We start from the raw sequence: 24,958 nt of genomic DNA, 5'->3' as shown, positions 1-24,958 counted from the left end.
GCTCACTCGTGGGCGTCCTGTCCGTCCGCGTCGGCTTCCCGCCCGTCCGTCCGGGCGTCCCCCTCGGCTCCGGCCTCGGGCGCGCTCACGTCGGGGTCGATGAAGGCGTACTCGACCGCCTGTTCGCCCAGTTTCCGGACGCGGTCGGCGATGTCGTCGTCGCGTATCTCGCCGCCCTCGATCTTGTCCCGCGCGTTCCGGATGCCGACCTGATGGGGCAACACCCACGCGTGGACGCCGCGGGCGGTGATTCGCATGTGGTCGAGCGTGCTGGCGAACGTACCGCCGCCGGCGCTCGCCAGCAGTCCGACCGTGGTGTCCTCGTACTCGTCGAAGCCACAGTAGTCGTGGACGTTCCGGAACGCTGCCGAGTACGAGCCGTGGTACACGGGGCTGCCCCACACCACGACGTCGGCCTCGCGTAGCTTCCGCTTGAGTTCGGTCGCGGCCGGCGGTTCGTCGTCGTCGGGGTCGAACACCGGCAGGTCGTACTCGCGCACGTCGAGGAGTTCCGTGTCGGCACCCCGCTCGGACGCCGCGTCGAGGACGTGCCCGAGCGCGGTCCGGGTGTAACTGTCGTCGCGCATGCTTCCGGAGAGCGCGGCCACGACTGGCGTTCTGCTCATCGTGGTTCGACGTAGCGTGCTCAACCGAATAACAGTTTCCGGAATCGAATTCCCGGGCCCGCTCGAACAGTGGCGCGGCCCGGGTTCCGACGACACCGAGTCCGCCGGGCGACCGCCCCGTGCCGACGGGACACACAGTGGTTTTTTCGGCGCTCGCGGAGACGGTAGCGACATGGAGACGCCGATCTCGTTCGGAACCGACGGCTGGCGAGCGACGCTGGACGAGTTCACCGCCCCGCGCGTCCGGATGGTCGGGCAGGCGGTGGCCGACTACCTGCGGGAGGTCGAGGACCGCGACGGCGGGACCGTGGCGGTCGGCTACGACGCCCGCGAGACCTCGCGGGGGTTCGCCGAGCAGTTGTGTCGCGTGCTGGCGGCCAACGGCTTCGACGCGCTCATCTCCCGGCGGGACTGTCCCACGCCGCTGGCGGTCTGGGCCGTCGCCGACCGCGAGTTGGCGGGCGCGCTCATCGTGTCGGCCAGCCACAACCCGCCCGAGTACAACGGCGTGAAGTTCTTCCCCCACGACGCCGCGCCCGCCCTGCCCGCGGTCACCGACGAGATAATGGCCCGCATCGCCGAGCCGCGCGCGCTCGACGAGAGCGAGTGGGGAACCATCGACGACGCCGATTTCATGCGGTCGTACGGCGACCACGTCTACGACCTGCTCGGCGTGAGCCCGGACGAGACGGCCGACCCGCCGTCGGACCCGGATTTCGAGGGCCTCGAAGTCGTCTACGACGCGATGCACGGCTCCGGTCGGGGGTTCACCGACGAACTCCTCGAACACGCCGGGGCCGAGGTCGTGCGGCTTCGGTGCGAGCAGGACCCCGAGTTCGGCGGGACCAACCCCGAGCCCAGCGAAGAGAACCTCCAAGACCTCGTCGAGACGGTCCGCGAGGAGGACGCCGACCTCGGCGTCGCCAACGACGGCGACGCCGACCGCATTGCGGTGGTCACGCCCGAGCGCGGATTCCTCGACGAGAACCTCTTCTTCGCGGCGGCGTACGACTACCTGCTCGAAGACGACTCGGGCCCCGCCGTCCGGACCGTCTCGACCACGTTCCTCGTCGACCGGGTCGCGGAGGCCCACGGCGAGGAGGTAATCGAGACGCCGGTCGGCTACAAGTGGGTCGCCGAGGCGATGGGCGACCACGACGCGCTCGTCGGCGGCGAGGAGTCCGGCGGGTTCTCCATCCGGGGCCACAACCGCGAGAAGGACGGCGTGCTGATGGCGGTGCTGGCCGCCAAGATGGAGAGCGAGCGCTCGTTCGACGACCGCGTGGACGCGCTACTCGACGAGTTCGGCGAGATACACCAGTCGAAGCTGAGCGTCGACTGCCCCGACGACCGGAAGGAGCCGGTCCTCGCCGACCTCGAAGCCGACCTGCCCGAGGAAGTGGCGGGCGAGCGCGTCGACCGCGTCAACGACACGGACGGCTTCAAGATTCTGCTCGAAGACGGGTCGTGGCTCCTCGTGCGCCCGAGCGGGACCGAGCCGAAGATGCGAGTCTACGCCGAGGCCGACAGCGCCGAGCGCGTCGAGACGCTGCTGGACGCCGGGCGGGAACTGGTCGAGCCGCTGGTGTGAGCCGTCTTCAGAGCGACCCCGACTCGTAGGTGCCCCGGAATCGATTTTCTTCCGACGTCACCGGCTCGACGTCGAACCCCAGCGACTCGTAGAACGGGCGCACGTCCGGGTCGAACGCGGCGGTCAGTCGGTCGCGGCGCTCGGCGGCTGCCCGGACCAGCGCGGAGCCGACGCCCCGCCCGCGCCGCGCGCGCCGGACCGCGACCGCGTCGACGTGCGCGCCGGACTCGCGGGCGACGAGGACGAGCGCGCCCAGAATCGGCGTGCTCCCGTCGGTCGCGACCAGCACGTCGCCGGCCGCGATTCGCGCCGGGAGGTCCTCGCGCACGTCGAGCATCGCGGCGTCGAGGACCCGCCGGACGCCGAGTCGGTCCTCATCGGTCGCCTCGCGGACCGCGACGTCCGTCCCGCCCGCTCGACTCATCCCTCGTCGGCGAGCAGCCGGTCGACCATCGCCAGCACGTCGTCGACCGAGGGCCGGTCGCCCGGCGAGTCGCCACGGTGGACCGCGTGGAGTTCGAGCCCGTCCCGGGCGTCCAGAATCGCGGTCTGGGGCATCCGGCCGAGCAGGTCGCTCAACTCGCCCAACTTGCCGAACCGCGTGGGCTGGCCGTAGGCCGCGGCGACGTCCTTCCCCTCGTCGGCCACGAGCGCGAACGGGAGGTGGTACCGCTCCTGCCACTCCTCGGCGGTCGCCTTCGACTCGGGGAGAATCGACACGACCGCCGCGTCCCGCTCGCGGAACTCGCTGTACCGGTCGGCCACGTCCTGGACCTGCCGGCGGCAGTTCCGACACCGGTCGTCGCGCTGGAAGAACACGACCACCGCGTCGGTGTCCGGGTCGGCCGCCAACTCCGAGAGCGCCAGCGGGTCCGGGCCGGTCCCGGCGTTGGGCAACTCGAAGTCGAGCCGCGAGACGCCCAGTCCCTCGCGCTCGCGCTCGAAGTCGCTCGCTCCGCTCCCGCCCTTGATGAGCCGCAGGATTTTGACGTGGTCGGCCTCGACCGGTTCGTCCTCGGGCACCGGGCGACCGTCGACCATCACCGACGCCTCGTGCGGGCTGAGGCCCACCGCCGCGAGCAGGTCGGCGTAGGTCGCGTCCTCGACTTCGAGGTCGCGGCTCCCCTCGCCGACGACCTCGACGGTCACGTGCATGAGGGAGGATTGCGCGGCGCGCGAGGTAAGCGTGTCGGGGTCGCGGCGTCTCACAGGTTCAAACAGTCGCTCGCGTCACGCTGTCGTCCGTCGCCGTCGTAGCGGTGTGAGCGGGCTACTGTCGATGTTCGTGACTCCTCGGGGGAGACGCGACGGGGCCGACCGGACAGTTCGAGCTAGCTACTGCCGAGACCTATGAGACACCGCACAGCGCCGCGACCGCGGGCCTCACACCTCCCCAGCCTCCTCGCTTCGCTCGTCCCTCGCGCGTTGGGCGCGACACGAGGTCGCGCCCGCACGCGCCGGATAAAACAGCTTCTCCACGCGGGCCGCAGGTCGGGGGGAATCGCTACGCCGTCGCCCCGGAGTCGAGGTCGGACGGCTCGCCCGCCCTGCTCGCCCGCCGGCCCCGGTAGCGGTTCCGGACGCCGAGCGCGAGCGCGCCCAGCCCGAGCAGGAGGACGGCGAACTCGACCAGTCCGCCGACGACGGGCACGATGCCGACCAGCGAGACGGCGACGAGCCCGACCGCCAGCGCCAGCCACCGGTTGGCGGCGTCCGCGAGCCCGAGCAGCAGGGTGCCGACCGCGAACGCGCCGTAGACGTAGCCCAGCCACAGCACGAACGCGTACGCGAACGCGCCGACCAGCGCGAGCGGGATGCCGACCAGCGAGATCGCGAGCAGGACGAGCAAGACTGGAACGCCGACCAGCAACAGCAACCCGACCCCGCCCGAGCGAAGCGGGTCGCCCGCGACCCGGTCGGCCAGACCGTCGGAGAAGCGCGGGAACGCGAGGACCGCTATCGCGCCGAGGACGAGGTTCGCGAGCAGGCCGTACGCCCACGAGACCCAGCCGGGCAGGGTGCCGCCGACCGGCCCCACGTCGGGATTGACGTTCGACTCCTCGCGGACCTCACCCGCGACGCTGGCACCGTCGGCGAGGTCGAGGTCGCCACCGTACGCGAGGTCGCCCCCGACCACCGCGCTCGGCCCGACCGTCACCGTCTCGGCGCCGAGTCGGGCGTCGCCGCCGACCTCGCCCTCGACGACGACGTTGCCCGCGCCGGCCTCCAGCGCGCCGTCGACCCGGCCGCCCTCGTCGAGGAAGACGTTGCCGCCGACCGCGCTGGCGTCGCCGGTCACGGTGCCGTTGATGCGGACGTTGCCGGCGAACGCTTCGAGGTCGCCGTTCACCTGCCCCGCCACGAGGACGTTGCCGGCGGCCGCAGTCAGGTTGCCGTCGACGGTGCCCCGAACCACGACCGTCCCGCCGAACGCCGTGAGGTCGCCGTCGACGGTCTCGTCGGCCTCGACGGTGACGGTCCCGCCGCTCCTGGTCTCTTGGGCGGCGACCGGCGCTGGCACCGCCGCCAGCGCGACGACCACCGCGAGCGCGAGTGCGAATCGTCGGTCCATACCGGCCGTTCGTCCCCCCGGGAAATAGTAATTTCCCTGTTAATTGTGCCGCGACCGGGCTCCAGCAGGCCGCGCCGAGCGGGGGGTCGGACCGCCGGCCGAACCTCGGGGACTTTAAGACCGGCAAGCGCCTCGTGACCCACATGAGCGAGGTCGAGAGCGAGGCCGACGAGGGAGCCGAGTCGGCGGCGGGCGCGGGCCGGGACGAGATATGGATAGAGAAGTACCGGCCCCAGAGCCTCGACGAGGTGGCGGGCCACGACGACATCACCGCGCGATTGAAGCGGTACGTCGAGCGCGACGACCTGCCGAACCTCCTGTTCTCGGGGCCGGCGGGCGTGGGGAAGACCACCAGCGCGGTGGCCATCGCCAAGCAACTGTACGGCGACGACTGGGAGCAGAACTTCATGGAGCTCAACGCCTCGGACCAGCGGGGCATCGACGTGGTCCGGGACCGCATCAAGAACTTCGCGCGGTCGTCGTTCGGCGGGTACAACTACCGGGTGATATTCCTCGACGAGGCGGACTCGTTGTGCGTGCCGACCGGGACCGAAGTCGTTACCGGATACCCGTCGAAACCGGAAGTGAAGCCAATCGAGGAAGTGGCCGAGGACGGTGAGCCGATTCCGTCCGTCGACTTCGAGACGAACGAGGTGCAGTCCGACAAGGGAAAACTCGTGGACTCCGGCGTCGCGGACTTCTTCGAGGTCGAACTGGCGGACGGACGGACGATAGAAGCGAGCCTCACTCACCCATTCTTCGTGGTCGGAGAGGACGGGCGACTCGTCGAGAAAGAACTCGAAGAACTGTCACCGGGCGACGAAATCGCTGATTTCGGGGACGACATCGGCGTCTCGAAGTGTGAGACCTGTGGGGATTGGACTGCGGGTACATTCTGCTCCGTCGACTGCAAGAACGAGGGACACAGTCGGAAGATGCAGGGTCGGGGCAACCCGATGCACGGAACGGAGTGGTCGGACGAGCGGCGCGAGAAGATCGTCGAAAAGCTCTCCGACGGACGGTTAGAAGGCGAGGACAACCCGAATTACGGGGGCGAGTTCCACGGGACTCGCGTCTGGGAGATGGACGAGGAGACCGTCGAGCGATTCCGGGAACGGTTCAGCGAAATGCGGTCGGGAACCCCTTGGGACGAGTGGGTCGTTGATGCCGATGCTGAAGCCGTAAAGGAAAACATCGGGGAGGCTTTAACCGAATGGTGGAACAGTCTAGACGAAGGCGAGAAAGCGAGACTCGTCGAAAAGAGCGCGGAGAGTTGCGATTATCCCGTCTGCGATATTACCGGCGATAACAACCCGATGCGTGACCCGGAGGTCGCACAGAAGGTCTCGGAAGCGCTGAAGGGACACGAACCGACGGGCGGGAACATCAGACACAGCGACGAACTCGGCCATCTCGTCCGGTCGGACTGGGAATACGACGTCGCAAAGGCGCTCCAAGACGCGGGAATCGAGTACGAGTACGAACCGGAGTTCGAGTTGTCCGATTCGGTGCTCCATCCGGACTTCTTGATAGACGACACGGTGGTCGAGGTCAAGGGTGTCGCCGAACTGTGGGGACAGACCGAAAAGGTAGAGGAGTTCCTCGAAACGTACGGCGACGACTACACGTTCGTCGTGGTCGGTGACGGCGAACTCCCGCACCACGAACACTACGGGAAAGACGAATTCGATCCTGCAGTCGTGGCCGACGGCGGACTCCAAACAGTTGAGACTGCGAAGATACGCCGCATCGAATACAGCCACCGTGGGAAGGCGTACAACATCAGCATGGAGGGCACACCGAACTTCATGCTCGCCAACGGAATCCTGACCCACAACACCAGCGACGCCCAGTCGGCGCTCCGCCGGACGATGGAGCAGTTCTCGAACAACACCCGATTCATCCTCTCGTGTAACTACTCCTCGAAGATAATCGACCCCATCCAGTCGCGGTGCGCGACGTTCCGCTTTGGCCCGCTGAGCGACGAGGCGGTGGCCGCGCAGGTCGAGAAGGTCGCAGCGGCCGAGGGCATCGAGACCACCGAGGACGGCGTGGACGCGCTGGTGTACGCCGCCGACGGCGACATGCGCAAGGCCATCAACGCGCTCCAGGCGGCGGCCGTGATGGGCGAGGTCGTCGACGAGGAGGCCGTGTTCACCATCACCAGCACGGCCCGCCCGGAGGAGATAGAGGAGATGGTGTCCCACGCAATCGCGGGCGACTTCAGCAAGGCGCGCTCGATTCTCGACGACCTGCTCACGAACAAGGGGATGGCCGGCGGCGACATCATCGACCAGCTCCACCGGTCGGTGTGGGAGTTCGACCTCGACGACGCGGCGACCGTGCGACTGATGGACCGCGTGGGCGACGTCGACTACCGCATCACCGAGGGCGCGAACGAGCAGATACAGCTCGAAGCCCTGCTCGCGTCGCTGTCGCTCGACGAGGAGTAGTCGCGGCTCGGCGAGTCACCGACCTCGCTCCGCGAGTAAGCGCGTCCTGTTCGACCGTAATCGGGCGTTTCCGTCGCGCTCACGACGGAAACGCCCGACCGACGCGAGCGCCGCCAGCGAAGGAGTCGGGAACGCGCTCGCTACCGTCGGAAACGACGCCGGACGGCCGTCTCGCTTTTCCCCCGGCCGGGCGTACTTCGGGGGGAGTACATCCATGGGACGCTATCCGCGACAGGTACGGGACGCGCGCCTGAAGTGCATCGACTGCAACGCGCCCGTCGCGAAGACGGTCGAGGGGAGCTACGTCTGCGTCGACTGCGGGGGGGAACCGGTGAGCGCGCGGTCGGGGTCGACCGCGTCCGCTCGCGAGGACGCCGCGCCCGCGGCCGACGACTGAGCTCGCCCGGACCGCCGGAATCGGACGCGGTTGCGGAACTGTTTTACCCGTTCGTTGGCGAAATACGCACAATATGAGCGAACTCGAAGCGGAGTACCGCCTCGATTATTTCGAGGAGAACGGCTTCGTCAGGAAGGAGTGCACCGAGTGCGGTGCCTTCTTCTGGACCCGCGACGAGGCCCGCGAGACCTGCGGCGAACCGCCCTGCGAGGAGTACGACTTCATCGACAACCCGAGCCTTGACGCCGAGTACAGCCTCGAAGAGATGCGCGAGGCGTTCCTCTCCTTCTTCGAGGACCACGACCACGAGCGCATCGAGCCGTATCCGGTCGCCGCGAACCGATGGCGCGACGACGTGTTGCTCACGCAGGCGTCGGTCTACGACTTCCAGCCGCTGGTCACGTCGGGCGAGACCCCGCCGCCGGCCAACCCCCTGACCATCTCCCAGCCGTGCATCCGGATGCAGGACATCGACAACGTGGGCAAGACGGGCCGCCACACCATGGCGTTCGAGATGATGGCCCACCACGCGTTCAACGCCCGCGAGGACCTGGAGGACCCCGACCAGTACGCCTATCAGGGCGAGGTCTACTGGAAGGACGAGACGGTCGAATACTGCGACGAGTTCTTCGAGTCGATGGGCGCGAACCCCGAGGAGATAATCTACATCGAGGACCCGTGGGTCGGCGGCGGCAACGCCGGCCCCGCCATCGAGGTCATCTATCGCGGGGTCGAACTCGCCACGCTGGTCTTCATGTCGATGGAGCAAGACCCCGACGGCGAGTACGAGATGAAGGACGGCAACCGGTACTCGAAGATGGACACCTACGTCGTCGACACCGGCTACGGCCTCGAACGCTGGACGTGGGTGAGCCAGGGCACCCCGACCGTCTACGAGGCCATCTACCCCGACATGATATCGTTCCTGAAGGACAACGCCGGCATCGACCACACCGACGAGGAGGCCGAACTCGTCCACCGGTCCTCGAAGCTCGCGGGCCACATGGACATCGACGAGGCCGAGGACATGGCGGCCGCCCGCGACAACATCGCCGACAAGCTCGGCGTCGCCACGAGCGACCTCGAAGCCCTGCTCAAACCCCTCGAGGACATCTACGCCATCGCGGACCACTGCCGGACGCTGGCGTACATGCTCGGCGACGGCATCGTCCCCTCGAACGTCGGCACGGGCTACCTCGCCCGGATGGTCCTCCGGCGCACCAAGCGCCTCTGTGACAACGTGGGCGTCGACGCCCCGCTCGACGAACTCGTGGACATGCAGGCCGACCGGCTCGGTTACGAGAACCGCGACACGGTGCGGGACGTCGTGCGGACCGAGGTCGAGAAGTACCGCGAGACGCTCGAACAGGGCGGCCGCCGGGTCGAGCGCCTCGCCGAGGAGTACGCCCGGAAGGGCGACCCCGTCCCGACGAGCGAACTGGTCGAACTGTACGATTCCCACGGCATCCAGCCCGACATGGTCGAGGACATCGCCGCCGACCACGGGGCCACGGTCGACGTGCCCGACGACTTCTACAGCCTCGTCGCCTCCCGACACGACTCGGGCGAGGCGGTCGAGGAGACGACCGGGAGCGAGGACCGGTTCGACGACCTGCCGACGACCGACCGCCACTACTACGAGGACCAGTACGGCACCGACTTCGAGGCGGTCGTCCTCGACGTGTTCGAGCGCGAGGACGGCGGAGACGAGACGGGTGAAGACGGCGGCGGGGACGACCGAACCGTCTACGACGTGGTGCTCGACCAGACGATGTTCTACCCCGAGGGCGGCGGCCAGCCAGCCGACCGGGGCGTGCTGACGACCGACGACGCGACCGTGCAGGTCGAGGACGTCCAGATTCGGGACGGCGTCATCCTCCACCGGACCGACGAGCCGGTCGACAAGGGCGACATCGTCCGGGGACAGATCGACGCCGAGCGCCGCCGCCGGCTGATGCGCCACCACACCGCGACCCACATCGTCGTCCACGCCGCCCGCGAGGTGCTGGGCGACCACGTTCGGCAGGCGGGCGCGCAGAAGGGCGTCGACAGTTCGCGCATCGACGTGCGCCACTACGAGCGCATCGACCGCGAGACCAGAAACGAGATCGAGCGCGTCGCCAACGAGCTCGTGATGGAGAACACGTCGGTCCAGCAGGAGTGGCCCAACCGCCACGAGGCCGAGGAGGAGTACGGCTTCGACCTGTATCAGGGCGGCATCCCCGCCGGGAAGAACATCCGGCTCATCCACGTCGCCGAGGACGTGCAGGCCTGCGGGGGCACCCACGTCCGGCGTACGGGCGACGTGGGGACCGTCAAGATACTCAACACCGAGCGCGTCCAGGACGGCGTCGAGCGCATCACCTTCGCCGCTGGCGAGGCCGCAATCGAGGCCACCCAGCGTACGGAGGCCGCGCTGGCCGACGCCGCAGGGATACTCGACGTCGCGCCCGAGGAGGTGCCCGAGACCGCCCGCCGGTTCTTCGAGGAGTGGAAAGGCCGGGGCAAGCAGATCGAGGACCTCAAGGAACAGTTGGCCGAGGCCCGCGCTTCCGGCGGCGATTCGGGCGAGGAGGTCGCGGTCGGCGACGCCACGGCGGTCGTCCAGCGACTCGACGCCGACATGGACGAGCTGCGCGCGACCGCCAACGCGCTGGTCGAGGAGGGGAAAATCGCGGTGCTTGGAAGCGGCGCGGACGGCGCGACGTTCGTCGTCGCAGTCCCGGAGAGCGTCGGCGTCAACGCCGGCGAGGTCGTCAGCGAACTCGCCCGGAAGGTCGGCGGGGGCGGCGGCGGCCCGCCGGACTTCGCGCAGGGCGGCGGCCCCGACGCCGACAAGCTCGGCGAGGCGCTCGACGACGCGCCCGACGTGCTGAAGCAGGTCCGGAACGCGTAGTCGGGCGCGGGGGAGTCGCTCGGACTCTCACCGCCGCGAATCCCTGAGGACCAGCGGGCCGATGGCGAGGGTCCGTTTGGCCACCGTGGCGATGCGCAGGATGTACGAGACCAGCAACAAGAACGGGACCAGCGTCACCGTGAACCCGGCCGCGACGACCCACAGCAGGTTGCCGACGCCGAGCGTCGCGCCGGGGAACGTCTCGGCTCCGAGGAACGCGATGCCGATTCCGGAGACGACCAGCGCGGGGACGGCGGCGTACACGATGAGCCGCGAGAGGTCCACGAGCGCCCACTGGAAGTACAGCGTCTTGACGTGCTCGCGGGCCGGCGCGAACATCACCAGCGCGGTCCGGAGGTCGTCGAGGGCGGCGTCCTCCTCGTCCGATAGGTCGTACTCGTCGCGGAGACGCTCGACGTGGAACACCGCCCACGAGTAGTCGAAGTCCAGCGCCGCGAACACCACCTCGAAAGTGCCGAACTCCGCGGCGTCGAGCCGGTCGGCGACGCTCGCGGCGTTGTCGGCGACGTCGTCGACGACTACGTCGACCTCCCGTCCGAGGTCGCCCGCGCGGTCGGCGGCGACCGCCGCGCGGAGCGTCTCGGCGCGGTCCCGCGCGCTCCGGAGCAGGTCCCGGAGGAACGTCGACGGGTCGGCCGGCGTCGTCTCGCCCAGCAACTCGGCGGCGTAGGTCCGGACGTCCATCGTGTCGCTCATCCGCCGGTGCTGGTCGCCGAGCGGCCCGAGCTCCTGGGAGAGGACGAGCTGGTTGATGGTCACCACCAGCGTTACCCCGGTGACGAGCGCGCCGAGCATCGACGAGAAGAGGTAGTCGAGGACGCTGCTGTCGGCGACCGTCGCGCGGAACGACGGGTCCACGCTCGCGCCCGCAGCGACGAACGCGACGAAGACCGCGGCGGCCAGCGCGCCCGTCACCGCGAGCCGGTTCGTCCGGAGCAACAGTCGGAGCTTGAGACGGCTCTCGCCGGCGCGTCCGCGCATCGTGTCGGCGGTTTCGTCTCCGCGGCCCGCCAGCCGGGGGTCGTCGCTCCCGTCACTCATCCGCGAGCTCGGCCTCCGACGCGGGGCGCTTGAACACCAGGAACTTCGTGCCGCCGCCGACGTACTCGATGGTGTCGACGAGCTCCCACCCGTCCGCACCCAGCCCGTTCAGCGCGGCCTCCGGGTCGACCGCCTCCTCCATCGTCGCCCCCCGTTCCGGCCGGAGCGTCCGGTACTCCCACGTTCGCGGCGTCATCCACCGAACGCACGACCGGGGCGGCCATATATTCCCGGGCCGCCTCGCGGACGGCCCACCCGTCGCGGACCGCCTGGCGGTCCCCCGTCGACCCCGTTACCGGTCGCCGACGTCGAGCGTCCGCTTGCGGATGGAGCCACAGCTCGGACAGACGTGGCGGTAGCTGACCCGGTCGCCGGTGGTCGTGGTGGTCCAGCGCCCGTCGGCGTCCTCGAAGCCGCAGTCTGGACACACCCGGTCGACCTCGTCGAAGTGCGCGCCCAGGCGCTCGAAGGGGCTCGCTCCCGGCCTCGGTTCGTGTCTCATGTTCACACGTACCACGCCACGGGTCATAAACGTTCCCTCGTCGGGAGACCCGCGAGACCGAGGGCCACGGGACCGAATCGAGTCGGCACGACCGGCGACGAGACCGATTCCGCACCGCGCACGACGAACTGGCGGGCGCGAGGTCGAGGCGAACCCGCCGTGACGGGCACCGGAATTCGAGCGCATCCCCCAACTGGAGGTCGAACCGTACCGATTAATCCGTCTCCGCGTCGAACGACGACGAGATGACGTCCCGAGGGGAGACGCGAGCACCGGAAATCGACGTCCTCGAATGTCTGGCCCTGCTGGTCGTCCCCGCCGTCCTCGTCGGCGGCGCGGCGACGCTGGCCGGCGGCGACCAGTCGGTGCCGGGGCTGTTCGTCGGCGGGCTGTTCGGCGCGATGCTGGTCGGGTACCGGCGGCTGTTCTACGCAGTTCGCACGGACGAGGGAATCGAGCGCCGCTCCCGGGCCGCTCGCGAGCGCGCGAGCGACCACTGGACGGTCAGGGTCGCGAGGGCCGAGTACGACCCCCGAGTCGAGTGGGCCGTGGTCGCGCTCGCGGGGGCAGTCGGAGCGGTCTCGCTCGCGAGCCTCGTCCTCGTCGAACCGGGGCGGCGTCCGCCGCTGCGGCTGGTCCTGTTCGGCGCGCTCGGACTGCCGGCGGCGCTGTTCGCCGCGGTCGTGTCGGCCGTGCAGGACTGAGCCGTCGGGCGGTCAGACGCGACCGCGATTGCGCGCCCGACTAGCTGCGCTCGCCGGCCACCAGCCGCTTGGCCCGAGCCCAGACCGAGCGCCGACGGGCCAGTCGGCGCGTCAGAGCGTCGTTCTCCCGGCGGAGCCGTTCGTTCTCGGCCGCCAGCCGCGACGCCTCCTCGCGGACGCGCTCGCGGTCGGCGTCGAGGCGCTCGTAGGCCCGACCGAGTTCCTCGTGGGCGCGGTCGAGCCGGCGGTACGCGCGGCGCAGGTCGTCCGGGTCCCGTGGCGCGTCGCCGTCGCGAGCGAGCCCGGCTCCGTCGCGAGCGGGTTCGCCGCGGCCATCGGCCGTCGGGTCGGCGCTGACCTCGTCGGTGACGCCGAGGGCGTGCTCGTCGCCGGTCCGGCCCGCCAGCACCGCGTTGAGGACGCCGCCGACGAGGACGACGAGCCCGGAGGCGTAGAGCCAGACCAGCAGGACGAACGCGCTGCCCAGCGTGCCGTATATCGTCTCGTACCGGGTGGCGTACGCCACGTATCCCTGGAACACCACCCCGAGCGCGGTCCATCCGACCGCCGCGAACACGACGCCGGGCAGGACCTCCCGGACCGTCAGGTCCACGTCGGGGAACACGTAGTAGACGGGCACGAACGCGACCGCGAGCCCGGCCACGAGCAGGAGGGGATTCGCCACCGACGGGTGCGGCAGGTCGGGCGCAAACGCCGCGACCGACCCGACGACGGCGAAGGCGGCGACGGCGAGTCCGAGCGCGAGGAACACCACGACTCCGTTCCGGGCCGTCGAGAGCAGCGACTTCTCGGCGCGCGTGTCGTATATCTCGGAGAACGCCACGTCGAGCCCCTGGAATATCCGGGACATCCCCCAGAGGAGCGTCAGCGCGCCGACGACCGACATGCCGGTCCGGGCGGCGCTGGCGTCGAGCGACTCGACCAGCAGCTGGCGGGCGTACGGGGTGAGAAACGCCTCGGTGAGGGCCGAGAGGCGCGCGGTGAACGCCGCGCTGTCGAGCGCCGCGAGCACGACGAGCGCGAACACCAGCAGCGGAAGCAGCGAGACGAACGCGTAGTAGGCGATGCTCCCGGCCATGAACGTGACGTTCTCGTCGCGTACCTCCCGCCACGTCTCCCGGACCACTCGACCGAGTTCGCTTCGAACCCCCATGACGGACGACACGGGGCGGCGAGCAAAAACGGCTCCGCCCGTCCGGCCTCGGAGCGCCGCGTCGGCGGCGCAGACGGGCCGCCGAGAGCGGGGAAACGCCGCGGAGAAGAGTCGACGCTCAGTACTGTCGGGACATCCAGTAGCCCACGGCGGTCATCACCGCGACGAACACGACGATGACGCCGACGACCGCCAGTCCACCGGTCTCCGAGAGGGCGTCGCCGCCGTACGTCAGGCCGACCCAGTAGAGGAGCGCGACGAACAGGCCCACGGACGCCGCGCCGACGAATATCTCGCGCAGCGTCTCCTGGTCGATATCCATGCCGAGAGCTTCCGAGAGTACCTCCAAAAGGGCTTCGGTTACGACCGTTTGCTGCGGTCGCGCGGACACGGCCCGTCGTCTTCGGGAACGGAGCGACCGAAGGCCCGGAGGACGTGGTTTGCCCGCCGGTGGGGCCGCTCGCTCGTCGCTGACGCTTCCCGCTCGCCGACAGGTTCCGGCAGCGAACTCCCGCGTTCCGGCGGCTATCTGGATCGAATTCCGACGCGAGAAGCGTTCAATCTCTCCGTTCTCGAATTTCGGTGGTCTGACAGGTGCAAGACTTAGGGTGGTCCGGCACCTACCGAATAGTACGCGGAACCGGCCGACGGCGCGACGGTCTGCGGTGCGGATTCGGCCGCCCGTCGGTCGGCCGCACGCAAGGTGGGAAGCCGATGGCAAACACAACAGCTTCCGAACGAACGCGAGCATCGCTGCCTCCGGCCGGGAGCGTGGGGGACCCGCGGTCCCAGCGCGCCCGGATGGAGCGCATGGCGGTCGGGCCGCTGGGCGGGGGCGTCTACGCGGTCGAGAGCCAGAGCGCCAACACCTACTCGGTGGACCTGCCGGGCGGGCGCTGCACCTGTCCGGACCACAACTTCCGCGGCGTCCGGTGCAAGCACCTCCGGCGGGTCGCCATGGAGGTCACCGAGGGACGGGTGCCGCCGCCCGGCAAATCGGCGGTCTCCTGCGTCAACTGCGGCGAGGAGTGGTTCGCCGACGAGCGAGCGACCGGACCCCGCCTCTGCGAGCAGTGCGAACTGGGGCCGGGCGAGACGGTCGTGGACCGCGAGACGGGCGACCTGCTGGTCGTCGTCAGGACCACCGACCGCCGGGCCGACGAGGTGGCGGTGTCCGACTGCGAGGTCACCGTCGCCGACTACCCGACCAACGAGGACTACCGCGCCGACGACGCGGTGGTCGAGGCGATGTACCCCGTACCGGCCGGTCTCGACCCGGGCGAGCTGGAGCCCCGACACCGGCGGCGCTACTCGTTCCCGCGCGGCCGGCTGGTCCGGCGCGGCGAGCGCCGCGTCGGCGCGCGCGACGACCAGTCGGAGCTCGGCGACTTCGAGTCGGCCCGACACTGACGAGCGCCCGACGCCGCGCTGGCGGTGTCGACGCCGAAACGGCGGCGCGCCGAGTGGGCCGCGCTATTCGAACATCGCGGCGGCCTCCTCGACCGACAGTACGCCCTGCTCGACCGCCCGGAGCACGTCTCGAACGTCGTGGTCGTCGTCCTCGTCGCCGTCGTCCGAGGTCCGCAGGGCGTCGAGCGGGTCGCCCTCCTCGAGCGCGGTCTCCTTCTTGACCCGGTAGTTGCCGCCGTCGGTCTCGTGGACGTCGGCCGGGTGGAAGAAGTACCAGTCCTCGCGGTCGAACCGCACGCCGATCTTGGGTTTCGCGCCGAAGTTCTTCCCGAAGTACACCAGCGCCTCGACCTCCTCGCCGGTGAGGTAGATGGGGTCGCCCGAACTCGACTTGGCCTCGACGGCGTAGAAGTCGGTGCCGTCGCCCGCGAGCACGTCCGGGAGTTCGCGCTCGGTCGCGCTCCCGCTGGCGGGCGCGCGCATGACCGCGAACCCGGCCTCGTCGAGCCGGTTGACGAGTTCGCGCTCCCGGCGGTCGCCCTTCGCGTTCGACATCACCGCACCCCCCGCGAGTCCGTCGCGTCGGCCGCTCCCGACGAATCGGCGGTCCCCGTGCTGTCGGCCATGTGGAACACTGCTTCCTTCGGCGTGTTAAGTCCCTCGGGAGCGAGGCGGAAGTGAAACGAGTCTGGTCCGCAGGGAACTCCCGATGCTACTCCGCGGTGAGAAATTCCGTCGCCGCCGAGATCGCATCGTCGCCGGGTTCGAGCCACGGCGTGTGGCCGTGGCCGTCCAGCACGACGAAGTCGGCATCGGACATTCGGTCGGCGACCGGCTGGCCAACCTCCGGCGGCCAGAAGTAGTCCTCGGTGCCCCAGACGAACCGCGTGGGCGTCTCGACGCCCGGAAGCGCCGCCGACAGGTCGAACTGGGAGTTGATGCCGCGGAACGTCCCCAGCGTCTCCAGCAGCGACCGCAGACTCTCGCGCTGGCCGGGCAGCCCCTCGCCGACGATTCCCGGTCGGAAGTAGCAGTCCGGAAGCGCCGAATCGTCCTCGAGGTTCATCCGGCGGTACGTCCGCCGCGCCTCGGCCACGGTTTCGGCCTTCGAGTAGTCGAACAGCCAGGTGCCGAGGACGGGCAGGTCGAGCAGTCGGAGGAAGACGGGAACGTCGGTCGAGAGTCCGGCGGGCGCGCCGACCAGACACTGCCGGGTCACGCGCTCGGGGTGGTCGAGGGTCAGCGCGAGCGTCTGGAACCCGCCGAGCGAGTTGCCCATCACGGCGGTCCGCTCGACGCCGAGCGCGTCGAGCAACGCGACAACGTACGAGACGCCGAACTCCCGGAACCCCGTCTCGCGGTAGTCAACGGCAGTCGAGAGGCCCCGACCGGGCCGGTCGGGCGCGTAGACGGTGAACCGGTCGGTCAGCGCGTCGAAGACGGGAAGCCACGACGCGCCGGTAGTGCTGAGGCCATGGAGGAGCAACAGCGGCGGCCCCTCGCCTGCGGTGAGGTAGTGGACCTTGTCGGCCGGCCCGGAAAGTTCCGCGTACGTGGATTCGGCGTCGACGTCGTAATGGGCGCAGACTGCTTCGACTGCGTCGAGGAAGCGTTCGGCCTCGGGGCTGGGGTCGGCGGCGTGGTCGAGGGGCATGAGCCGTTGCTTAGGATTCCGAGACGAAAGAGTTGGCGTCAAGTTGGCGCGACACGCTCGACGGCATTGGCGGTCTCATACCCCTTCACTGAGGGATCATCGTCCGCCGTACCGTCGAACAGGTGGCGCTGGAAGTCTCATACCCCTTCACAGAGGGATCATCGTCTTCCTTGCCACCGTACACTCAGAGATAATGTGCCATGTGGCATAGAGTTTGCGTGGTTACTCCCGCAAAATCGGCGGGAACTATGTCCACATGAATGACTTCGCATTCACGTCCCGTGCTGCCAGCTACCCATGTACTCGGCCTGCTCGGGCGTCAACTCGTCGTACTCGACGCCCTCGGCGTCCAGCTTGATCTCGGCGATCTCCTTGTCCAACTCGTCGGGCACATCGTGGACTCCGGCGTCGTAGTTCTCGCCGTTCTCGACCAGTTCGCGGACCGCGGCGGCCTGCACGCCGAAGCTCTGGTCCATCACCTCGACCGGATGGCCCAGCGCGATGGGCGAGGCGAGGTTGACGAGTCGGCCCTCAGCGAGGACGTTGAGACGACGGCCGTCCGGCATCTCGTACTCCCGGACGCCCTCGCGGGCCTCGCGTTCGGCGACCGCGAGGTCCGAGAGGTCGTCGAGGTTGACCTCCACGTCGAAGTGACCAGCGTTGGCCAGCAGGACGCCGTCGTCCATCTTCTCGAAGTCCTCGCGGGTGATAACGTCTCGATTACCGGTCGTCGTGAGGAACACGTCCCCGATCTCGGCCGCCTCGGCCATCGGCATCACGTCGTAGCCCTCCATGTGGGCTTCGAGCGCGCGGCGGGGTTCGACCTCGGTGACGACGACGTTCGCGTTCTGTCCGGAGGCCTTCTTGGCGACGCCCCGGCCGCAGTCGCCGTAGCCCGCGACGACGACGTTCTTGCCCGCCCACGAGAGGTTCGTGGTCATGGCGATGTTCGCCAGCGAGGACTCGCCCGTGCCGTGGACGTTGTCGAACAGCCGCTTCATCGGCGTGTCGTTCACGGCGAACACTGGGTAGTCGAGCGCGCCGTCCTCGTCCATCGCGCGCAGGCGGTGGACGCCCGTGGTGGTCTCCTCGGCCCCGCCGACGATGGAATCGATGAGTTCGGGGTAGTCCTCGTGGACGGCCGCCACGAGGTCCATCCCGTCGTCGACCGTGATAGTCGGCTCGTGGCCGATGACCGCCTCGATGGCCGCGTAGTACTCGTCGTCGTCCACCTCGCGCTTCGCGTAGGAGGTGATGTTGGGATGCTCGTCGAGGGCGGCGCTCACGTCGTCGTGGGTCGACAGCGGGTTACAGCCGGTCACGGCGACCTCCGCGCCGCCGTCGGCCAGCGTCTCCACGAGGACGGCGGTCTTGGCCTCGACGTGCATCGCCATCCCGATTCGCTGGCCGTCCAGCGGCTGCTCGGCCTCGAACTCGGCCTGTAGCGCGGTCAGAATCGGCATGTGTTCGCGCGCCCAGTCCATCTTCCGATGGCCCTCGGTGCGAGCGGCCGCCACGTCGTCGACCTGCTCGCTGATGGTCGGATAGGTCGTCATACACCAATCGTGGTGGAGCGCGCTCAAAACGCTACCGAAGGCGGACGCCGCCGAAGCCGAGAGTCCCGGGGTGGACGCTACCGCCGGTCGAGACTACCGCCCGTCGAGGACGGTCCGGTAGCGCGCCCCGGCCGCGTCGTCGGCCCGCACGGCGCTCAGAACCGTCTCGGAAATCCACTCGGTGTCGACCGTCCCGTCGTCGGCGTCTCCGCTCTGTCCCACCTCGTCCGGGAGGTACCGTCGATACACCGGCAGGCGCTCGCGCAGGGGGACGCCGGCCCCGTCGGCGATGTCCTCCAGTTCCCGGAGCGCGGGCCACTCGTAGTCGGGGTTGATGTGGTCGTCGGTCACGGGCGAGACGCCGCCGAGGTCGTCGACGCCGCAGTCGAGCAACTCGCGGGTCGGCGAGAGGTTCGGCGGCACCTGCACCGACACCTCCTCGGGGAGGCACTCGCGGGCCATCGCCACCACCCGTCGCATGGTCTCGACCGAGGGTCGCTCGAAGGTCGAGCGCTCGTTCGGCACCACGTTCTGGACGATGACCTCCTGAATGTGGCCGTAGCGTTCGTGCAACTCCCGAATCGCAAGCAGGCTCTCGGCCCGGTCGCGCCAGCCCTCGCCGATGCCCACGAGGATGCCGGTGGTGAAGGGGACGCCGAGTTCGCCCGCGTTCCGGAGCGTGTCGAGGCGCTGGCCGGGCGACTTGCGGCGCGGGCCGGCGTGAGCCGCCACGTCGGCGGTGGTTTCGAGCATCACGCCCATCGAGGCGTTCACGTCCGCGACCAGCGCCATCTGCTCGCGGGTCTGGTCGCCGGGGTTGCTGTGGGGCAACAGGCCCACGTCGAGCGCCATCTCGCAGACCTCCCGGAGGTACGAGTGGATGGAGTCGTGGCCCCACTCGTCGAGTTGGTCGTGGACGCGCGTGTACCGGTCGTCGGGGTCGTCGCCGAAGGTGAACAGCGCCTCGGTACAGCCGGCGTCCGCGCCGGTTTCGAGGATGTCCCGTACCGCCTCGGGCGAGAGCAGCGAGGCCTCGCCCGGCGGGTCGAAGTAGGTGCAGTAGGTGCAGGTGTACCGGCACGCCGTGGTGAGCGGGACGAACACGTTCTTGGCGAAGGTGAGTTCGTCGGCGGGCGCGACGTCTTCGGGGCCGACGTCGAGGAGTCGCTGGACCTCGCTGTCGTCGAGAGTGAGCGTCACGTCGTACTCGTCGGCTCCCGGGATGTCGGCACCTGCCATCGTCTATAGTTCTGTCTTCGCCGGGAAAATGCTTGCTTTCGCGGTTATTCGTGGTCAGGTACCCTTGTCCGGTAGCGCTGAATGAAGCAGGTCGAAGATGTGGTCCTCTTCGTCAAGGAAGGCTTCGATTTCGGCTTTCCAGTCGTCGCCCTCGGCGTCTCGGGATACGCCAGCGACACGCTCCAAGGTCTGCTGGAACGCGACGATTCGGAATTCGCCTTTTACCTGCCCGCTCGCGGTGAGAACTTCACAGTCTGCGGCCACCATGTCGGTATTTTGCTTCGTCACCGAGTGGTTACCGAGCTTGATTCCTCGCGCGGAGTGACGACCACGAATCTGCTCGTCTAATTTGCCGAGAAAACTGTCCAGATCACCGCCGTCCAAATCGACGAAGAAGACGATTTCCGGGTCGATTCCCATGAGCTGGTTGAGGAGAGACGAAAACACCTGCTTGAGGTCCGGCTTGCCGTTCTCGGATTTCGCGAGGACGTCGTACGGATTCCGTCGTTCCTGAAAGTTCTTGATCATACGCGATTCTTTCTGCTGTATCGGTGACTCCTCGTCCTCGCCGATGAACTTCGTCATCTCGAAACTTCCGTGGCGCTTCTCAAAGAAATATGATACGAGATGTACGTCGTGTTTCCCTTCGCTCAGCACAATCTGTTTCATTCAAATCCCTCGCAGGTCGAGGTGATGTTCCTTCAGGTTCTCGCGGGCCGTCTCGTAGTCCTCCACGACTGCGGAGTCCTCTTCCATTCGGAGGAGAGAGAACTCGTCTTTTAGATACGCTTCCTCATCGTCGGTCAGATTCTCGGTGAAGAAGTCGTTGATGAAGTCGCTGTCGTGAGTGGTGATGAACAGTTGGACGTTCTCCTCACGAGCGAGGTCGATGAGGAAGTAGACCATCTCTCGGACGTAGCCGGGGTGCATGTGGTTCTCCGGTTCTTCGATGAGGACGATTTGGTCCTCGATCTCGTCGTCCATGAGTTCCCAGAGCAGCCCTACGATGGACTTGAAACCATCACCCATGAAATCGTACGGTATTTGGTCTTTTTCCCCCCGGTCATCCTGAAAGACAAGGTATTCAAGCGTGAACGTCTTGAGGTCATCAACCAGACCCACCTCCTTTATATAGTCGCTGATGTCGTCTATTTTGATTGGTTCTTGTTCGTCGTCTGTTCGTTCGATATCCTCGGTTAAATTAGTTGACTCGATAAACGTTGTAGAATCGGTCGGCTCCGGTTGGTCAACAAGCGTATTCTCAGGAGGAAGTCCGAGTTCTATTCTTCTGGAAGAAAATTCGAAGTACGCTCTCGGGCCTCGTTGATTGTGGTAGAAACCGAAATCGTCTATATTTTCGCTTTCACGGAACTCTTCCACTACGCCTTCTAAGATATCTCGCATGAGAGAGGTACTCTGCTTTCCGCCAATAAAACAAGGAAATTCTCGATCTGCTGTGGAAAGTAGTAATATTTCGTCCTGAAGCCCATCAATTGGCCCTACAGATAACTTTTCTTTTATATTATTAATTAGTGAATTCCGTATATCCTCGTAGATTTTCTTTGGAGCGTCCGTTGTGACCTCATCCGAATGAGGCTCCACCTTCTCTTTAGTGGTAAACTGCGTGAGACTCATTTGGAATCCTCCAGTACGGGAAGCAATTTCGTAGAAGACTTCTGCGGCTTTCGAGGCTGACGGGTGCCGTATTTTCGTTTCTGTAGGTGCCAATTCAGTTTCCCCGTGGATTTTCGCATAGTCGAATTCCGTATTGATTACGGAGCCAAGGTTATCACCGAATTCCTGAAGGTTCGCAGGATTGAACAGCAAGTCCACCGCCTCCAAAAACGACGTCTTCCCGGTGTTGTTCCGCCCGGTAATCAGATTGATGTCCGTCGGCTCGAACTCGACGTACTCCAGCCCCTTGAAGCCCTCAATCTCGACGCGTTCGAGGTCCGTCATCGATGGTCGCTCGCTTCCAACTTGCCCGTCATGACATAAAAACCGTAGCCTTACTCCCGGACCACGCCCACCCGACTCTCGTCGCCCGCCAGCGCGAACCCCGCCGCCTGCAACCACTCGAACGACTCCCCCTCGGCGTGAACCAGCACCTCGGTCAAGTCAGCGCGCTCGTCGACGTCGGTCGCCAATCGGTGCGAGTCCACCACCTCGACCCCGGCACCGACCGACCGCGCGATTTCCAGATGGTCCAGAAACGAGGTGCCGTGGTAGTCCACCCGAAAGTCGGGGTGGCGAACCACCAGCGCGTTCGTCCCGCCGCCCCGCCCCGGCGCGACCGCGAGGTCGGCGTCGGTCTCGAACAGTCGGGAAAGCGCGTCGGGCGTCGCCAGCGCGAGGTCGGCCATCACGACCGCGACCGGCTCCGTGTCGCTCGCGGCGTCCGCCAGCACGGCGTTCACGGCGTCGGTCAGCGGGCGGTCGTCGACGGTGACGGGCGCGTCGGCGTCCACGGGCGCGGTCGCCAGGACCTCGGGGTCGCGGCCGGTCGCACGCACCGCGTCGAGGACGTCGGCCAACATCGCGGCGGCGAACGCCGACCGCTCGTCGGGCGACAGCACGCCCGCGAGTCGGGTCTTGGGCTCGCGCGTGGCGTACGGGACGACGACTCGCATCTCACGGGCACCTCGTCCGCGCCGACTTAAGGACCTGTGGAATCGGGGCGGATGCGCCCGGAGACGCGAGTTCGCGTGGTGAGCGCGGGCACAGGGACAGTACGCGCAGCTTTTGAACCACACCGCGCTCGCGCGCCCGCGGGCGCGCCTCGCCCTCTACCCCGCCAGGGATGTTCCAACTCCCCCGGGGACATCGAACCCGGCTATGCGCGTCTGAGCGGCGTTCGAAGACCCGAACGCGGCGGCTGCTGGCCGGTCGAAAAATAAACGGAGTAGGTTAGTTAGTTGGAAGCTCGACTTAGAGTCGGGTGACGTTAGTCGCCCGCGGACCCTTGTCCGCCTGCTCGATGTCGAACTCGACTTCCTGTCCCTCTTCGAGGTCCGGGCCGCCAACGTCCTCCATGTGGAAGAAAACGTCCTCGTCCTCGTCCTCAGTGTCGATGAAACCGTAGCCGCCCGTGTCGTTGAAGAAATCAACTTCGCCTTTCGCCATTGCAACCGTACCGACGAGTCCAGCAGGGATAAGGCTTCCGAGTCGAGGCCGGACCCGACCGGGGGGACAGGAAGGCCGAACCGCAGCCGGACGTGACGCATCGTTGGCAAAATTACTATATGTCGAAAATCAGTGGAAGACACCGTGTCACGCATACTCAAAACGTCAGGCTTTCTCGGTCTGACGGCCATGATGTTCGTTGGGATGTACCAGAACGTCCTAATCGCGTCGGGGCAGGGAGCCCCCGCGTGGATGATCGGCGGTCACGCCCACCTCGGCGTCCTCTCCATCCTCGCCATCGTGATGGGGTTCACCGTGGACGCGCTCGCGCTCTCGGGGACCCTCCGGTCGGCGGTCACCGGCCTCTACGTCGTCGGCCAGTGGGGGCTCCCGCTGAGCGTCTGGCTCGCCGAAGGCCTCGGGCTCGGCGTCCTGCACATGACCGCGTTCCTCTGGGGGCTGTGTCTCATCGTCGCGATGCTCCTGATGGCGTACCACACCGCGACGTCGTCGAGCGGCGGCTCGCGGGGACCGACGACCGGCGCGCCCGCCGACGACTGACGCGCGTTCGTGACGCCCGCGGGACCGACGCGAGCGCCGACCGGCCGGGTCCCGGCGGCGTCACTCCGCGTGCGGAACGACCGCTTCGAGGAGGTACTGGAGATACGCTTCGGTGTCGAACTCGCCGGGCCGGTACAGTTCGACGTAGCCGCTCTCGGAGGCGGTCAGTTTGAGCGCGTGGTCGCCGTACGAGCAGTCGAGCCCGAGCTGGTTGAGCGACGCGTCGTCGAGCAGCCCGCCGAGGTCGTCGTCGTCCAACAGGTCGGTGCCGTGGAGGACGCCGTTCTCGCAGTTACCGTCGTTGCCGTAGAAACCCGCGCGCCACGGTGCGGCGTCGGACTGGGCGTCGAGGAACGCCCCCAGGTCGAGGGTCGCCCGCTCGATGTCGGCCCCGGTGTCGCTGGTCACGAGGTCGAACGCGAAGGTGCCCGCGTTGCTCCCTGCCACGACGAACTCGCCAGGGACGCCGGCCACGCTGGTCACGCGCGTCTCGGTCTCGGGGGTCTCTTCGAGACGGACCTCGCCGTAGTCGAGTTCGGTCGTGGTCCGGTCGACCACGCGTTCGACGGCCGCGCGGCCCTCGAACGCGACGTGACCGGTCGGCAACGAGAACACCCGTCGCACGTCGAGCACGCGGTCGAGCGCGCGGTCGTTTTCCTCGACGGTCTCCGAGAAGGAGTCGACCACCTCGAAGTCGTCCCGGACGAGTCCGAGTACCCCGGCTTTCATGGGTCCCGGTTCGGAGACCGAGCAGTTAATTGTTCGCACGGGTCGTCCGGCGACGTCCGGCGTAGTCGCCCGAAACTGGACGCTCGTCCGGATTGAAACAGCCTACCAAAGGAGAACTGAAATTGGGAAATCGTCCTAAAAATTCGCCCAGGAGAAAGACTTTTTCACACTGAAACCCTCGCCCTCCCCAAGATGAATCACGAGTCGTTCAACCGGGCGACCAAGGCGCTGGTCCGGTGGGAGGAGATGACCGAGGAGGTCGAAGCGCTCACGCGGGAGTACGAGGAGTCGGGGTGGGAGACGCTCGTGCTTTCCCCCGGCGACGTCGCACCGATGCCGGCCGACGGCGACCGAGGGCCGGCATTCGGGCTCGTGGTCCCCGACTCGGAGCTCGATGCGCTGGCCGAACTGGTCGGCGAGCGCGACGACGCGTACGACGAGTTCGAGGTCCACGCCGCGGCGGTCGAGGCGCTGGCGATGTTCGCCGTGGTCGTGAAGGCGACCGCGCTCGAACGCGCCATCTGTTACCCGGTCTACTACGACCCGGCGGTGGACCTCGAATTCGTCGAGGACGTTCGCGAGTCGGACACGATATACACGAACATCACGAACTTGCGTGAATCCCGGAGGTTCTCGTTCAGACACGAAAAACCAACGCTATTTCTCCAATAATCACGCTACACACTTACGTACAACCATAGGAATCTAT

26 protein-coding genes and 1 pseudogene are annotated in these 24,958 nt (G+C 67.5%); 8 read left to right on the top strand and 19 right to left on the bottom strand.

The features are described 5' to 3' along the window. Nucleotides 1-2 precede the first annotated feature (2 nt). Nucleotides 3-626, bottom strand: coding sequence for an NADPH-dependent FMN reductase (locus EPL03_RS02145; protein ID WP_135827692.1), 624 nt, complete (start codon nucleotides 624-626; stop codon nucleotides 3-5). Nucleotides 627-798: 172 nt separating this feature from the next. Between EPL03_RS02145 and EPL03_RS02140 the strand changes: the two genes are divergently transcribed. Beyond that, entirely contained in the window at nucleotides 799-2,217 is a 1,419-nt protein-coding gene (locus EPL03_RS02140) for a phosphoglucomutase/phosphomannomutase family protein (RefSeq protein WP_135827691.1), read from the top strand. Nucleotides 2,218-2,224: 7 nt separating this feature from the next. On the opposite strand, the gene EPL03_RS02135 is transcribed toward EPL03_RS02140, so the two are convergent. From EPL03_RS02135 to EPL03_RS02120, 4 genes and pseudogenes are all read right to left on the bottom strand, one after another. Beyond that, a complete protein-coding gene (locus tag EPL03_RS02135; RefSeq protein WP_135827690.1) occupies nucleotides 2,225-2,641 on the bottom strand; it encodes a GNAT family N-acetyltransferase in 417 nt (138 codons plus the stop codon). Further along, nucleotides 2,638-3,141 carry a peroxiredoxin family protein gene (locus EPL03_RS02130; RefSeq protein WP_135828563.1) on the bottom strand — a complete coding sequence of 168 codons (504 nt, stop codon included), beginning with the start codon at nucleotides 3,139-3,141 and terminating at the stop codon, nucleotides 2,638-2,640. Before EPL03_RS02130 ends, EPL03_RS02135 begins: the two co-directional genes overlap by 4 nt. 36 nt (nucleotides 3,142-3,177) lie before the next feature. Beyond that, nucleotides 3,178-3,372, bottom strand: a pseudogene (samp2, locus tag EPL03_RS20265) (ubiquitin-like small modifier protein SAMP2); the annotation flags it as partial. A 349-nt stretch (nucleotides 3,373-3,721) separates the two neighbouring features. Continuing rightward, nucleotides 3,722-4,789: a polymer-forming cytoskeletal protein gene (locus tag EPL03_RS02120; RefSeq protein WP_135827689.1), complete on the bottom strand. Its 1,068-nt coding sequence runs from the start codon at nucleotides 4,787-4,789 to the stop codon at nucleotides 3,722-3,724. Nucleotides 4,790-4,932: 143 nt separating this feature from the next. Here EPL03_RS02120 and EPL03_RS20690 point away from each other — a divergent pair, with 143 nt between their 5' ends. The 3 genes from EPL03_RS20690 to alaS all read left to right on the top strand — a co-directional run bounded on the left by EPL03_RS20690 (nucleotide 4,933) and on the right by alaS (nucleotide 10,535). Continuing rightward, a complete protein-coding gene (locus EPL03_RS20690; RefSeq protein ID WP_135827688.1) occupies nucleotides 4,933-7,242 on the top strand; it encodes a replication factor C small subunit in 2,310 nt (769 codons plus the stop codon). 214 nt (nucleotides 7,243-7,456) lie between these two features. Beyond that, nucleotides 7,457-7,639 carry a hypothetical protein gene (locus EPL03_RS02110; protein ID WP_135827687.1) on the top strand — a complete coding sequence of 61 codons (183 nt, stop codon included), beginning with the start codon at nucleotides 7,457-7,459 and terminating at the stop codon, nucleotides 7,637-7,639. Nucleotides 7,640-7,712: 73 nt separating this feature from the next. Continuing rightward, on the top strand, nucleotides 7,713-10,535 hold the full coding sequence (gene alaS / locus EPL03_RS02105; protein ID WP_135827686.1) for an alanine--tRNA ligase: 2,823 nt from the start codon (nucleotides 7,713-7,715) through the stop codon (nucleotides 10,533-10,535). Between the two features lie 27 nt (nucleotides 10,536-10,562). Here alaS and EPL03_RS02100 read toward each other — a convergent pair whose 3' ends face one another. The 3 genes from EPL03_RS02100 to EPL03_RS02090 all read right to left on the bottom strand — a co-directional run bounded on the left by EPL03_RS02100 (nucleotide 10,563) and on the right by EPL03_RS02090 (nucleotide 12,099). Beyond that, nucleotides 10,563-11,597, bottom strand: coding sequence for a hypothetical protein (locus EPL03_RS02100; RefSeq protein ID WP_135827685.1), 1,035 nt, complete (start codon nucleotides 11,595-11,597; stop codon nucleotides 10,563-10,565). Then, nucleotides 11,590-11,793 (bottom strand): DUF4177 domain-containing protein, encoded by a 204-nt coding sequence (locus EPL03_RS02095; RefSeq protein ID WP_135827684.1) that lies wholly within the window; start codon nucleotides 11,791-11,793, stop codon nucleotides 11,590-11,592. The genes EPL03_RS02100 and EPL03_RS02095 overlap by 8 nt, the downstream gene beginning before the upstream one ends. A gap of 96 nt (nucleotides 11,794-11,889) precedes the next feature. Continuing rightward, nucleotides 11,890-12,099, bottom strand: a complete 210-nt coding sequence (locus EPL03_RS02090) for an HVO_0649 family zinc finger protein (protein WP_135827683.1) — start codon at nucleotides 12,097-12,099, stop codon at nucleotides 11,890-11,892. Between the two features lie 245 nt (nucleotides 12,100-12,344). Here EPL03_RS02090 and EPL03_RS02085 point away from each other — a divergent pair, with 245 nt between their 5' ends. Next, complete coding sequence (locus EPL03_RS02085; protein WP_135827682.1) at nucleotides 12,345-12,803, top strand: hypothetical protein; 459 nt, start codon at nucleotides 12,345-12,347, stop codon at nucleotides 12,801-12,803. A 40-nt stretch (nucleotides 12,804-12,843) separates the two neighbouring features. Here EPL03_RS02085 and EPL03_RS02080 read toward each other — a convergent pair whose 3' ends face one another. Further along, nucleotides 12,844-13,977, bottom strand: a complete 1,134-nt coding sequence (locus EPL03_RS02080) for a YihY/virulence factor BrkB family protein (protein ID WP_135827681.1) — start codon at nucleotides 13,975-13,977, stop codon at nucleotides 12,844-12,846. A gap of 118 nt (nucleotides 13,978-14,095) precedes the next feature. Beyond that, nucleotides 14,096-14,299 (bottom strand): DUF7472 family protein, encoded by a 204-nt coding sequence (locus tag EPL03_RS02075; protein WP_135827680.1) that lies wholly within the window; start codon nucleotides 14,297-14,299, stop codon nucleotides 14,096-14,098. Nucleotides 14,300-14,691: 392 nt separating this feature from the next. On the opposite strand from EPL03_RS02075, the gene EPL03_RS02070 reads away from it, so the two are divergent. Next, nucleotides 14,692-15,387: an SWIM zinc finger family protein gene (locus EPL03_RS02070; protein ID WP_135827679.1), complete on the top strand. Its 696-nt coding sequence runs from the start codon at nucleotides 14,692-14,694 to the stop codon at nucleotides 15,385-15,387. Nucleotides 15,388-15,450: 63 nt separating this feature from the next. On the opposite strand, the gene hjc is transcribed toward EPL03_RS02070, so the two are convergent. The 8 genes from hjc to EPL03_RS02030 all read right to left on the bottom strand — a co-directional run bounded on the left by hjc (nucleotide 15,451) and on the right by EPL03_RS02030 (nucleotide 22,959). Further along, on the bottom strand, nucleotides 15,451-15,942 hold the full coding sequence (gene hjc / locus EPL03_RS02065; RefSeq protein WP_135827678.1) for a Holliday junction resolvase Hjc: 492 nt from the start codon (nucleotides 15,940-15,942) through the stop codon (nucleotides 15,451-15,453). 157 nt (nucleotides 15,943-16,099) lie between these two features. Then, nucleotides 16,100-17,041 carry an alpha/beta fold hydrolase gene (locus EPL03_RS02060; RefSeq protein ID WP_135827677.1) on the bottom strand — a complete coding sequence of 314 codons (942 nt, stop codon included), beginning with the start codon at nucleotides 17,039-17,041 and terminating at the stop codon, nucleotides 16,100-16,102. A 272-nt stretch (nucleotides 17,042-17,313) separates the two neighbouring features. Next, nucleotides 17,314-18,597: an adenosylhomocysteinase gene (locus EPL03_RS02055; protein ID WP_135827676.1), complete on the bottom strand. Its 1,284-nt coding sequence runs from the start codon at nucleotides 18,595-18,597 to the stop codon at nucleotides 17,314-17,316. 93 nt (nucleotides 18,598-18,690) lie between these two features. Continuing rightward, the gene (cofG, locus tag EPL03_RS02050; protein WP_135827675.1) at nucleotides 18,691-19,836 is read right to left on the bottom strand and encodes a 7,8-didemethyl-8-hydroxy-5-deazariboflavin synthase subunit CofG; all 1,146 of its coding nucleotides are present in this window, start codon (nucleotides 19,834-19,836) and stop codon (nucleotides 18,691-18,693) included. 54 nt (nucleotides 19,837-19,890) lie between these two features. Further along, the gene (locus tag EPL03_RS02045; RefSeq protein ID WP_135827674.1) at nucleotides 19,891-20,505 is read right to left on the bottom strand and encodes a hypothetical protein; all 615 of its coding nucleotides are present in this window, start codon (nucleotides 20,503-20,505) and stop codon (nucleotides 19,891-19,893) included. Further along, nucleotides 20,506-21,795 (bottom strand): AAA family ATPase, encoded by a 1,290-nt coding sequence (locus tag EPL03_RS02040; protein WP_135827673.1) that lies wholly within the window; start codon nucleotides 21,793-21,795, stop codon nucleotides 20,506-20,508. A 50-nt stretch (nucleotides 21,796-21,845) separates the two neighbouring features. Beyond that, entirely contained in the window at nucleotides 21,846-22,466 is a 621-nt protein-coding gene (cofC, locus tag EPL03_RS02035; RefSeq protein ID WP_135827672.1) for a 2-phospho-L-lactate guanylyltransferase, read from the bottom strand. 298 nt (nucleotides 22,467-22,764) lie between these two features. Beyond that, nucleotides 22,765-22,959 (bottom strand): cold-shock protein, encoded by a 195-nt coding sequence (locus EPL03_RS02030; protein ID WP_135827671.1) that lies wholly within the window; start codon nucleotides 22,957-22,959, stop codon nucleotides 22,765-22,767. Nucleotides 22,960-23,148: 189 nt separating this feature from the next. Here EPL03_RS02030 and EPL03_RS02025 point away from each other — a divergent pair, with 189 nt between their 5' ends. Continuing rightward, nucleotides 23,149-23,520, top strand: coding sequence for a hypothetical protein (locus EPL03_RS02025; protein WP_135827670.1), 372 nt, complete (start codon nucleotides 23,149-23,151; stop codon nucleotides 23,518-23,520). 60 nt (nucleotides 23,521-23,580) lie between these two features. On the opposite strand, the gene EPL03_RS02020 is transcribed toward EPL03_RS02025, so the two are convergent. Beyond that, a complete protein-coding gene (locus EPL03_RS02020) occupies nucleotides 23,581-24,249 on the bottom strand; it encodes a hypothetical protein (protein ID WP_135827669.1) in 669 nt (222 codons plus the stop codon). Nucleotides 24,250-24,441: 192 nt separating this feature from the next. Between EPL03_RS02020 and EPL03_RS20400 the strand changes: the two genes are divergently transcribed. Next, a complete protein-coding gene (locus EPL03_RS20400; RefSeq protein ID WP_244605179.1) occupies nucleotides 24,442-24,921 on the top strand; it encodes a DUF7529 family protein in 480 nt (159 codons plus the stop codon). Nucleotides 24,922-24,958: the final 37 nt, after the last annotated feature.

The organism is Halorussus halobius (genome assembly GCF_004765805.1).
Classification (GTDB): Archaea; Halobacteriota; Halobacteria; order Halobacteriales; family Haladaptataceae; genus Halorussus; species Halorussus halobius.
The sequence above is the reverse complement of the archived record's forward strand: the minus strand, read 5'-3'. Positions and strand labels throughout refer to the sequence as shown.